The organism is Phaeodactylibacter sp., from assembly GCF_040219495.1.
Classification (GTDB): Bacteria; Bacteroidota; Bacteroidia; order Chitinophagales; family Saprospiraceae; genus Phaeodactylibacter.
Genome location: NZ_JAVJSK010000142.1, coordinates 17,897 through 30,532 on the forward strand (window position 1 = coordinate 17,897; position 12,636 = coordinate 30,532).

General features: G+C 49.7%; 6 protein-coding genes. 5 read left to right on the top strand and 1 reads right to left on the bottom strand.

Features of this window, described 5'->3' with window-relative positions; genetic code table 11:
• The first annotated feature begins 70 nt into the window (after positions 1–70).
• From RIC19_RS23110 to RIC19_RS23130, 5 genes are all read left to right on the top strand, one after another.
• A complete protein-coding gene (locus RIC19_RS23110; RefSeq protein ID WP_350180756.1) occupies positions 71–814 on the top strand; it encodes a hypothetical protein in 744 nt (247 codons plus the stop codon).
• 686 nt (positions 815–1,500) lie between these two features.
• Entirely contained in the window at positions 1,501–3,282 is a 1,782-nt protein-coding gene (locus RIC19_RS23115; RefSeq protein ID WP_350180757.1) for a hypothetical protein, read from the top strand.
• Positions 3,283–3,386: 104 nt separating this feature from the next.
• Positions 3,387–5,681: an SUMF1/EgtB/PvdO family nonheme iron enzyme gene (locus tag RIC19_RS23120; RefSeq protein ID WP_350180758.1), complete on the top strand. Its 2,295-nt coding sequence runs from the start codon at positions 3,387–3,389 to the stop codon at positions 5,679–5,681.
• On the top strand, positions 5,674–7,353 hold the full coding sequence (locus tag RIC19_RS23125) for an SGNH/GDSL hydrolase family protein (RefSeq protein WP_350180759.1): 1,680 nt from the start codon (positions 5,674–5,676) through the stop codon (positions 7,351–7,353). The genes RIC19_RS23120 and RIC19_RS23125 overlap by 8 nt, the downstream gene beginning before the upstream one ends.
• Before the next feature lie 187 nt (positions 7,354–7,540).
• Positions 7,541–9,922, top strand: coding sequence for a TonB-dependent receptor (locus RIC19_RS23130; protein WP_350180760.1), 2,382 nt, complete (start codon positions 7,541–7,543; stop codon positions 9,920–9,922).
• 146 nt (positions 9,923–10,068) lie between these two features.
• Here the strand turns inward: RIC19_RS23130 and RIC19_RS23135 are convergent, their stop codons facing one another.
• Positions 10,069–12,513, bottom strand: coding sequence for a carboxypeptidase regulatory-like domain-containing protein (locus RIC19_RS23135; RefSeq protein WP_350180761.1), 2,445 nt, complete (start codon positions 12,511–12,513; stop codon positions 10,069–10,071).
• Positions 12,514–12,636 lie beyond the last annotated feature (123 nt).

Consider the following 12,636-nt stretch of genomic DNA (forward strand, 5'->3'; position numbering starts at 1 on the left):
TTTCTTTGCAGCATATTTTTTCATGCTGCTTTGATATTACAAATGTTTATAATTTATAAAATTTAGCAATATGTCCGTTTTAGAACCTACCGTATTTGAAGTCCGCGAAGACGATACCGACCGGCAGATAAAGGCACTCGAAGAGCGCCGGGCCGAAAATGCCGATGCGCTGGAAGCTCTCCGCCACGCTGTATGTAAGCTCTATCGTAAAGAGGATGTTGTCTATCCAGATGTAGAGCAGTTCCTCCTATTTAGTGGCCACCGGGATGGTGGTTTCTTCCTGGAGGAAGACAAACTTCGCAAGAAAATCAAAACCGATGCATTTGGCGTATGGCTGAGAATGGAGGGAGGAAAGTTGAAGATCAAACCCGAATACGCTGAGGAAGCACTCGGTTTCATTCCGGATGAAGTCAAAGCCCTGGTTGATGCCTGGGAAGTCGTAGACCGGCTGAACACTGAAAACCCACGCCGGTATTGGTCAGACACCGCCCAAAAGTTCAAGCCTGTACCGGTCAGCGCAACCGAACGCAACGAGATCGAGCGCCGAAACACTATGATGATAATTCGGCCGGAGCTGGCACCGGTGGTGAAAAAGCTACAGACGGAAATCTCATTACTCAACCTGGCTAACCTTGCCCACTGCACCAATATCACAAAAGCGAGAATCCGGCAGAACCGGCCGGAACTGATCCCATTCATTGATGTAAAGGAAGCTATGAATGCAAAAGGGCTGAAAACTGTAGAGTTCTTCCTCCAGGAAAAGGTATTGCTACAGTCTGGCAATCCAGGGTACAAGGCTTTTGACGAAGCTTAAAGAATAGTCATATTGTCTCAGGGGTGGCCTTTTGTAAGATTCGGGCCGCCCCTTTTTTTGTCTACTCATATTGTACTGTCTATTCAAAACAGACTGTGCGCTTCCTCCCCTATTCCATCAACACTGTGTTGTACTGAAGCCAATACAGCCTTTACCGCTCCACTTAAAACCCTGACCCTAAACGCGTTAGACACTGCCTGCTGGGATCACCAGAGAAAGTACGCAGCCTGTGCCCCAAAGGGTACAGGCTTTTTCCATTTAGGAGCGTCGCAAAACCCTTTTGCGCAAGCGGATAAATGGGAAAAGCCGACACGAGCGAAGCGAGCAGGCTGCATACTTTTTGACCTTGGAGCCCAAAGGAAGGGCGCAGCCAATCCTGCTGGGATCATCATGTAAACGTAGGACCGATTCCCATAAGAAGCCGGGCTTTTTTACGCCACCAAGCACATCCTACCCAACTTTTCTCTGCCAGCAGATATGCACACTGTATCCTTTGCCACTTTGACGTAATCCTCCTGCAGCCGTAAGCCTTTTGCAATTATTACCTGAAAGGCTTAACAGTTACAAATCACTAATGATTAAGACCTGAATGTGTTGCTTTTGTGTTTTCCCAAGTCTGTATTGACTGCGCTGACTTTGGAATGATGAAGCATTTACGATGCCAGCTGCTGACAAAAAAGTACTACATGAGACCATCCGTCGTTTTTATCTGTCTGATTGTGATAACCGCGGCCTGTAGCCCGAAAAACGAACCCCCGTTTGAGGTGAGGGGTTGGAATATTCTTTCGGACCATTTTGAGAATGGGTGCGAAGTAATAAAGGCAAGCCAGTTCTACGGGATCAACCACCTTGAACTGTCACACCACCTGATAATGGACTTGCGCCACGTGCGGACAGACTGGCGGCGGAAAACGACTGAGCGCCTTATCGATAGCGCACATCATGCCGGGGTCAAGGATGTTTTTGTATGGGATCGTGCTTTTTACCCATTGGAGTATTATCCGGAAAAGTTTCTGGTCGATACAGATAAAGGACCAAGGCTCAACCTTGATGACCCTGAATTCTGGCGGTGGTTCAGAAAGGACTACCGGGAAATGTTTACACTTCTGCCCAATGTGGACGGTATTGTATTCACTTTTATTGAAACTGGCTCCCGGATACAGGATCAATACTCGGCTACTTTAAGTGACTACGAGAAAATGGCAATGGTGGTAGATACGGTCGCAAACATTGTGATAGCTGAGCTTCATAAAAAAATGCACATCCGTACTTTTGTACACGATCAATGGGACCGCGATGTCATAATGGGCTCGATCGCCCTCATGAATCACCCCGGCCTGAAAATAATGGTCAAAGAAACGCCGCACGACTTCTTCAACTACCACCCTGTACAAGACTACATAGCAGACTTAACATATCCTGTGATCATAGAATTCGATGCCGCTCACGAGTACAATGGGCAGGGAATTGTCGCCAATACCTTTACCCAGCTCATACTGGACCGCTGGAAATATTACATGCGATTTGATAACGTAGTTGGATATGTAGCCCGGACAGACCGCTATGGTACTACGGCCATCATTAACCGTCCTTCCGAGGTGCTGTTGCATGCCCTGAAACGCGCCTCCGAAGATACAACTATCTCAGAAGACCAGGTTTGCGATGAATTCATAACCCGAGCGTATGGAAAAAAGAGCATCCCCTACATTAAACCGGCATTCAAAGCAGCTATAGCTATTAATAATGCCAGCTTTTACACACTGGGCACCAATACTACGAACCACTCGGCCCTTCACATAGACTACATCAGCAGTTACAACCGATTTATTGCGGGTCGCTGGTACGACCCACCCACTGTTTATATTGGACACAACGTCAACAAAACCTTTCACTACTTTAAAGACGTAGTTGAGCATTTATCCCCGGCAAAATACAAAGAAACCGGCAGCCGGTTTTACGGAGAAAACCCAGAGGTTTTTGAAAAAAACTGGATCACCCCTGAAGAAAAAATCAATATCACCTACCTGAATGATATAATCACGCAGAAAAACTACGCCGTTGAAAAAGCACAGTGGGCGCTCCATACTATAGCAAAGGCAGAGACATTGGTGGAAGATGCGAAAGCCTACAAGGACTTATATGAGACTTTCAACCGCACCCTTATTACCGCAAAAATGCACCGTGCAGCCCATAAGGCTTATTTCGGGTATCGCTTGTATGTAACCGATACCAGCCACTACAAAGCTACAATCAAACCCATAATCGCAGAAGGGGTAGAGGAGTTGAGGTCTTCCATAAAAGCTATCGAGGAGTATCCCTACGAAGTCCCAAGCGGTCAATGGACCTGGCATGAACCCGTAATTGAATGGCCCAAAATGAAGGATACCGAGCGGGCCAAAACCTATATTGAATTCGTAACCAAGACTGGCTGGCCATCCATTTCTGAAGTCACTTTACCTGGGCTTTAAACCTTGTAAGAGGCCCCTAAATTAGCACCTTACACCCAAATCATGAAGAAATGCCAGGAATCAAATCATATCTATTTCAAAGGTGGAAACAAACCATTCTAATTTTGCTGGCTGCTTACAGTTTCCCCCTAACGCCTGCTGCTCAGATAACTCCTCTGATACCTCCTCCTCTTCCTCAAAATGAAGAGGCTCTGCTATTGGACGCCCTCAACACGGAACCGGAAATACTCGAAGGGGGCTATCGCCAATATGACCTGATTGTAGCCCGGCTGAATACCTGGAATGATGACCCCAGGAATATTACAGTAAGACTTCTACTACCTCCGGAAGACGTGGTGTCCTCATTCCCGCTTGTTGCCTATGTCCATGGGGGCGGATTCATTGGCGGCTCTTCCAAAATAAAGGTCCTGGACCCAAAGAGCCGTTTCGGCAACGCCATGCGGGCATTACTGGACGAGGGCTTTGCGGTGGCTTCGATGGATTACCGGCTGGCGCGGGAAGCCGGCTGGCCTGCTCCTGTGAGTGATGTACTATGCGGGCTGCGCTTTCTATCGAAGCATGCCCCAAATTGGAAAATTGATGCCCGTTCTATTGGGATTGCTGGTCACAGTGCGGGGGCCCGTATCGCTGCACTGACCGCTACCGCAGATCAAAATGAATTTCACCGGCAGGGGTTGCCATGGGGCAATAGCCCGGTCAACTTCGCAGCTATATGGCTTTGGGCAGGCTCAGCCTGGGACTGGCCTACTGCAAGTCAGTGGACAGCTTTCGGCAAACCCCGCAATTATAGTGTTCCCCGTCTGTTATTTGGCGAACATCCGGCATGGGACGATGCGGCCCGGCACCGGATTCGCATCCGTAGCCATTTACCCCACCTCTCCATGGATATGCCTCCGTTGTATGTCCTCAGGGGGGCCTCCGACTATGCCGGTGACCACACCGATGCCGAGCGGGCTGTGGAAGTATGGAAGGCCCTTGGCAGTGATGCTCAGTTAGAAATAGTCCCCGGAGGCCATAGCGCTATTGGGCCCCTTCAGTCATTAACGGAATTCTTTAAGACCCATTTACGCCAAAAGTTGCGAAAGGAGAACAGAGAGCGAAACCTTACCTCTGCCGTAAGGCTCCTGAATGACATTCAAGAACCACTTGCTGCAGTTGAGGTCCTTGTACAGAAATATACTACAAACGGAGGGCACACACTCCCCCACGGTCATTGGATTATTCTTCATGATGGCGATTTAATGTGGAACCCGATTGGAGAAAGCTGGGCTCACGATGACCAGGAACAATTACAAAGAGCCAGGAAAACCTTAGCCCGGCAGGAAACAGTAGCCGCAGAATATGCTTTGGAAAGGGGAGAATGGTTCCATGCTCTTTATTCAGCTGAAAATGCACTTTCCCTTGACTCTGCTGCAAACGGAAGCAATAGCATTGCAGAGAAAGCCAAAGAAGAAACGGCAAGAGAAAAACAAATTTTCAGCCTGCTCCACGAAGCCAATAATGCCCTACGCACCGAATCCACGGATAAAGCAAAAAAAATACTGCAGACTATTGAAGACCCCAGGCTGGAAAGTGCCTTTAAACGCATAAGCGAAGAGCAACCAACTGACATGCCTATCTGGGCAAGTACCGGGGGTATTGATGTTTACGGACAATGGGCCACTCTTTCTTTGAATGACACCGTAGATATTCTTCTCCGTTGGGTAGAGCCTGGCAATTGGCACTTACCGGAACATTTGTACTTCAGAAACAAGCAAACAGCCCCCTTCACTAAAAACCTGACCATTACTAACGGTTTTTGGCTGGCTGAAACAGAAACGACCATTGAGCAGTGGCAGGCCATTGAGCCAAATCCAAACTTTGATTTTTCGAATTCGGAAAAGGAACATCCGGTAAGTATGGTGAATTACCTTCAAATCATAGACTGGCTGGAGCAACTTGAGCAGAAGCACCCCGGTCTGATTGCCCGGCTCCCCTTTGAGGAAGAGTGGCTGCTTGCGGCTGCCGTTTCCGGTCAGCAGCATGCACAACCACCCACCGAAACAGGATCTGTTCATGCGTTGAGTATTGACCCCGAAAACCCTAGCCCACTTCCTGTAAAGACCCTGACACCTAACCTGGGAGGCTACTACGGCCTGGTGGGAAGTGTTATGGAATGGACCGCCTCAGCGGGTGAATCACGAGCCTACTTTACAACTCCGAACGGAGACAAAAGAGTACTGTCCTATCCAATTGCCAGGGGTGGAGCGTGGTCCAGCATGCCACACAGCATCGGTCTTAGTTTACGACAACAACAACGACATGGCAACCGGCAAGGTGACCTCGGATTCCGAATTGCCATCGGAGGAGGCCCCGGGGCAGATAACTGGCTGAAAAAAATAGAACAACATAATGACTGACTCTATTGAGCTTTCAAAAGCCTGTACCAATCAAATGATAACTAACCAATTGCAGTATCAAGGGCTACCAATTCTTATGGTAGCCAAATCCATAGCTGCCACTTTTGTGCTCATGCTGTTTTTTGGCAGTGCAAATGCACAAGACCCTCTGTGGGACGACACCGACCGCCCTCTGTGGCCGGAGGCTTGTAAAGAAATAGCCATCCCTTCTTCGGCTGATGGTAAAATCCAACAGGCTTATTTTTATGCTACGAGCCGCCAAAGACCAATGCCACTTATTGTCAGCCTGCATACCTGGAGCAACAACTATCAACAAGAAGACCCCCTTTTAAAAGATATCTTGAACAAAGATTATAATTACATTCATCCTAACTTTCGTGGCCCCAATAACACGCCCGAGGCTTGTGGCAGCCCTCTCGTAATCAGCGATATTGACGATGCAATTACTTATGCCCTGGACAATAGTAATGTTGACCCTGATAATATCCATATCATTGGAGTAAGCGGAGGAGGCCACGCTACGCTATTATCCTACATGCGCTCCAAACATGATATCCGTTCTTTTTCGGCATGGGTGCCTGTCTCTGACCTCACAAAATGGTATTATGAATCGCTTGGAAGAAACCGCAAATATGCGAGCCATATCGCCCTGGCTACAACGGGCGTAGATTGGAAGGTAGACATACAGGAAGCACAGAGAAGGTCCCCGCTATACCTGAAGACGCCACTCGAAGAAAGAAAAAACAGCAAACTTTATATCTATGCTGGTATTCATGACGGCTATGAAGGGTCCGTACCTGTAACTCACTCCCTGGAGATGTATAACAAAGTGGTGAGTGACTTCAACCCGACAGCAGCCGATGCAATGATTTCCCGTGAAACCATTCAGCAAATCGTTGCCGGCCGCTTTCTACCTGGTAAGAAGAAAGAAAAAATTTCGGGCAGGGATATCCACCTGAAAAAGGCATTTGAGGGCAGAGTTCAAATTATCATTTTTGAAGGCAATCACGAAATGCTCACCGCCGCCGCATTAAATCATATCCCGTCAGAGACCGTACTAGCCGTTGGGGACTCCAACGGAGAGAACAAAGGTGGCTGGGTAGACCAACTACAGACGTACTGGTTTAAAGATGTACTGATCAATACGTGTATTTCAGGAAATACCATTGGATTTGACAACTCAGGCCTACCTTCCAAAAACACACTCAGGAATATCATTAGTCATCTGGAAGTACACGACCCCGGCAAAGACAGACTGGACAAGATTCTGATTATGCTTGGTACTAATGATTGTAAAAAAGTCTTTCATGAACGGCTTAGAGAAGTCCCGGGCTTTTACAATCAATTGATCGATACAATTACAGCATATTACCAAAACAGCGAGTGTCCGGAAATCATCATGATTTCACCTCCTCCAATCGGGGAAGACCAGGTACTGAAAGAGAAGTACCACGGTAGCGCCGAAAGAGTACGTTTTCTGAACGACGCTTTTAAAAAAGTGGCCAGAGATCAAGGCATCAGATACATCGATATTCAGACTCCTCTATCGCAGTCCTCGGATTTCCTACTCCGTGATGGCATACATTTTAATAAAGAAGGCTATCAATTTTTGGGGCTTTTGCTCAATCATCATATCAACGATTTGCAGCAGCGCAAAATAAATAACAAATAGTGGACTCTCTGAAAAGGACTGAGCCTGAATCAATAGAAGTTAGGTATTGTCATTTTTTTTAGATTAATCTAAAATTTTTATTAGTTAATTCATTTTTTTTACTTTAAGGCCTATTAAAAAAGTCTAAATTTCACGAACCAACCTGCTTTTTCAAGTGTATCACCTCAGTAATAATAAAAGCAGAACAATGAATCGACTTCTAGTTAGTTTAGGCATAGTACTGTACACTGGCGTTCTGGCAATGGGTCAAACTATAGAATTATCGGGTACTGTCGAGGTTAATAGCACCCCTCTTCCCGGTGTTCAGGTTCTTGCAGTGGGCACCCCGAGTGGTACTATTTCAGATGAAAACGGCAACTACCAGCTAAATAACCTGGACGCCGGTCCTGTCCGCCTTCGCTTTTCCTACCTGGGCTACCGTACTAAAGAGGTGGAGCTATTCCTGAAAAAAGGGCAAAACCAATCCCTGTCGGTAGAGCTGGAAAAAGACATCCTACGACTAGAAGACATCGTCGTTTCGGCTACCCGTAACGGCGTGCCGGCTCACCGGGCCCCCATGATGGTCAACCGCATCGATGACCGTATTTTTGAACAAACCCAATCGCTGAGCCTGTCCGAAGGGCTGAGCTTTTCGCCCGGGCTGCGACTGGAAAACAACTGCCAGAACTGTGGCTTTACTCAATTAAGAATGAATGGGTTGGATGGACCGTACACCCAAATTCTCATCAACAGCCGCCCGGTATTTTCCGCACTCGCTGGCGTTTACGGGCTTGAGATGATCCCCTCCAATATGGTTGACCGGGTAGAGGTGGTCCGGGGCGGTGGTTCCGCCTTATTTGGGGGCAACGCGATTGCCGGCACGGTCAATATCATTACCAAAGACCCCACAGACAATACCTTTGAAGCAGGCACTAACCTGGCGCTGATCAATGGTGAAACCCCTGAGTATACGCTATCTGCCAATGGGACTATAGTGGACGAACAACTCAAAAAGGGCATGAGCTTTTTTGCCTTCAACCGCAACCGCGAACCCTGGGATGCCAATGGTGATGGCTTTTCCGAGATTACGCAGCTACAAAACACCACCTTTGGGTTCGATGCCTTCTACAACCCTGCGGAGCTGAGCAAAATCAAAGTCAACCTGTTTAATATCAGCGAATTCCGGAGAGGAGGCAACCAATTCGACCTGCCAGCTCACCAAACAGACATCACAGAGCAGCTGGACCACCGAATTCTGGGGGGCGGGCTATCGTATGAGCAGTTTTCAAAAGACAAACGGCACAAATTTGCACTTTACGGATCCGCCACCCACGTCAACCGGCAAAGCTACTACGGTGGCGGGGGCCGGGTGCTGGGGCCTCAGGATACGCTGACTGAAAGCGATATTCTGGCGCTCAATGCCTATGGCGAATCGGAGGATCTGTCGCTGGCATCTGGCGTGCAATACACCTACAACATCAGTTCGGAATGGATGCTTACCGCCGGAACCGAGTATCAATACAATGATGTTTTGGACGCCATGCCCGGCTACAACCGTGAGATAGACCAACAAGTCAGCACCTGGGGCACTTACGCTCAGGTGGAATGGAAGCCTACAGACAAATGGTCGCTGCTGGCGGGGGGGCGATATGACAACCTCCGAATTGACGGTATGTACCGCCTTGGCGTGGAAGACCTGAGGACAGACCAGGACTTCAGCATTTTTGTGCCCAGAGCGACGGCTATGTATTTCATCAATCCGGACCTGAAACTACGGCTTTCCTACGCTCAGGGCTACCGGGCGCCGCAGGCTTTTGACGAGGATCTGCATATTGAAACCGTAGGGGGAGCAGCCCTGTTTACCCGTTTATCCCCTGACCTTCAGGAGGAACGTTCGCACAGCTACAGTGCAGCGCTGGACTACACCTACCGCGCGGGAAGCTTTGAATCCAACTTTGTAGTGGATGGCTTTTTTACCCGGCTGGACAATCCTTTCATCACGGCTAATGCAACGGAACTCCCCAGCGGGGTCGCTACCGTGACCAAGCGCAACGGTGATGGTGCTACTGTAGCCGGAGCCAATTTTGAAGCCAACCTTGCTTTTGGCCCCAAATGGATGCTTCAAATGGGCGGTACCCTGCAAACCGCGCAGTATGATACTCCGGAAGAAATCTGGGCACCGGAAGTACTTACGGACGCCAACCAGGATAGTGTGGCCACTTCTAAAAACCTGCTGCGCACCCCTAATGTTTATGGCTATTTCATGGCCAATTACAGTCCAATAAAACCCCTGCAGCTGTCCCTGTCCGGCGTCTTCACAGGCACTATGGACGTCCCGCATATCATCGACCCGGAGACAGAGTTTACTGTACTGAAAAGCACTCCTTCTTTTTTTGAGCTGAATTCCAAGGTCACTTACGAGCTGAAACTCGATGACCGTTTCCATCTTGATATTTTTGGAGGTGTTCAAAACATCTTTAACAGCTTTCAGGAAGACTTTGACCGTGGGGCAGACCGCGATGCCGGGTACGTGTACGGACCGGTGCGGCCGAGGACTTTCTTTGCGGGGGTGAAAGTGCATTTTGAGTAAGAGCTTGTTGGGCTTTTGCTTTTGGAACGAACGTATACAGCCCGAAGTGTAGAATCTCAACAAGCTCTAAAACCAAACGACAAGAGCCCCGGCGGGATCATTCCACCGGAGCTCTTGTTAGGTGCATTACCAGATAGTTTCTAAACTTACGGATAGACCTTCTCCAGGCTACCGTTGGTATCCCGGACTACGTAGGCCGTATTGTACCCGTTAGACCGGACTTGTTGCCAGGCGCGGATCGCCTGTTCCATAGTCGCGTAACCCGACAGGTACATCACCGTCAGGCCGTCCTCTCTTTGATTTTGCCGGATTTCCCCAAGGTCACGGACCGTGGCCGGGTCGAACCAACGGGCATCCTGATAAGCCGCCAGTTGTATCATGTAGTCGCCGGTAGCCGGCCGGGTTTCAGCAACCTGTGCAGCCGGGTATTGCCCATATGACTGCGGTGTGCCATCCCCCTTGGGCGTAAAGCCCGTGCCCGGTGCATCGTACCCTTTAGGGCGGATACTTTGACCGGTACCCTGCTCCGTTACGATAAAGGCTTCCTTATAGCCCTCGGCTTTGGCCGCTTTCAGTGCCTGATCCGCTTCCGGACGGGTAGAAAATACCCCCAACCGGATCTTATAAACGCCATTCTCTACTTTGGAGTACACCTGCCCGATGGAAGTAAGCTTACTGAACTGCTCCAACCCGGGTTTGCTAAGGGCGGCTACCTGTACTGCAAACCCACTCATAGTGGGCTCCGCATCAACAGGAGCATCTGCCTGAGTACCCGGGCGGGTATCAATGCCCGGCTGATAAGGCGCTGCGGGCGCTGAATCAATAGGCAGTATGGAAATGATGCCCAGAATTGACCGGTCAAAACCGTCATTCGTATTGATGTTGCGGCTGATATCGCGGAAGCCCGGCCGGGAGTACCGTACGGTGTAGGTCGCATTGGGGCTGAGCGCCAATGCATATTCCCCATTCCCGTCGGTCTGCGCTTCCATGCTTGTTTTGGTAGACAGGTTCGTGGCGGTCACTTGTACGCCAGCGACCGGCATACGGGACTGATAATTGAGCACCTGCCCGGTGTATTGCTCTCCCTGCTTCGCCAGCATGATATCGTGCTCCCGGTTTTGGCGCAAGCCCAGGGTCGAGACCCGGAACACCGCATCGGAGTAGCCATCCGCACGGACGACAATTTCGCAATCCAGCCCTTCAACCGCCTGAAAGCTGTACTGCCCGCGGCTATCTGCCTTGAACAACCCCTCACCACAATTGACAAAATCGATACTGGCATAGGGGATAGGCGTGCCATCGGAAGCGTTGCGGATTTTCAGGACAATATTATCAGCCGACTTGAAGACTTTGTAAATATCTTCATGCCCACGGCCGCCGGAGCGGTTGGAGACCAGATAGCCCAGGTTGCGGAAACTATCGTAGATAAACCCGTAGTCATCCCGGCTGCTGTTGATCAGGTTGCCGAGGTGAAAGATTCGGGCATACCGCCCGTTGGCCTGCTCAGCCCGGAAGATATCATACCCCCCCATACCCTGATGGTAATTGCTGGAAAAAAACAGGTAGTCGCCATCGTGGAAGGGCGAAATCTCATCGCCCGGAGAATTCACCACCGGGCCCAGGTTTTCCGGAGCGCTCCAGGTGTTGCCCATGCGGTAAGACACATAAATATCAAAACCACCGAAGCCATCGGGCCGGTCGGAAGCAAAGTAAAGCGTATTCCCATCCGGTGAGATATTGGGCCAGCCCGTTGAAAAACCGGACCCGTTGTATGGGAAAGGCTTCTCTTCCGTCCATTCGCCATTCTGATTGATCGGCGACATAGCCATGCTGAGCTCCAGTCCGCCGTTAGGGATATGGCGGGTGCCATCGATAAAGCTATTCTTAGTGTACACCACCTCCTGCAGGCTGGGACTGTAGCCCAGGGGACCGAGGTTGATGAAGCCCTCCCGCAGGCGGCTTTGGAGGGGGACTTCTGCTTCCAGGAAGCCGTTGTTGCCCAGCCGTGCCATGTAGAGCTGATTGTTGGAACGCCCGGTCCAGGAAGCGCCAGGCTGCTGACGCTCATTGCGCGAAGACGCAAAAACCACCTGATCGCCGTAGAAAGCAGGCGCAAAATCGGAGGCATTGGAATTGATGAACTCGTTGCTCACCAAATAAGGCGAGGACTGCCCCATCTGATTACGGGCAAAGCGGCAGCTTTGGGCAAAGTGGTTGCCCCGCTCCTGATCATCCTTATTGGCACGGGCGTAGGCCAGGAACCACTGTTCTGCCTTTTCGTACTGCCCCAGGGCCTTCAGTACCTGCGCGTACTGAAAGAGCTGTTCCCCCTCCAGGCGATGATCCCGGATGACCTTCTCAAACCAGCTGCGCGATTCTTCCATTTCGTTAAGGTAGCGGTAAGAATCCGCCAGCTTGACCATCGCTTCGTAATTAGCCGGACGCTTCTCCAGCAATTCAAGGTAAGAACGGACTGCCAGGTTGAAGGCGCCTAATTCATAATCTTTGTTAGCCCGCCCCAATTGTGCCTGAGCTGGCAGTATAGCTGTCAAAAAAAACGCTGCCGTAAGGGCGCTGAGCAATAGTTTCATAGTCGTGTGTTTTCAATTTCGGATTTGAGGATACCGAAAACTCTTCAGCCAAAGGTAAAGAAAAATTAAATATCTCATTTTGTACCATATTCTGATGCGTTGCTTTTGTTGAACACTTTTTTG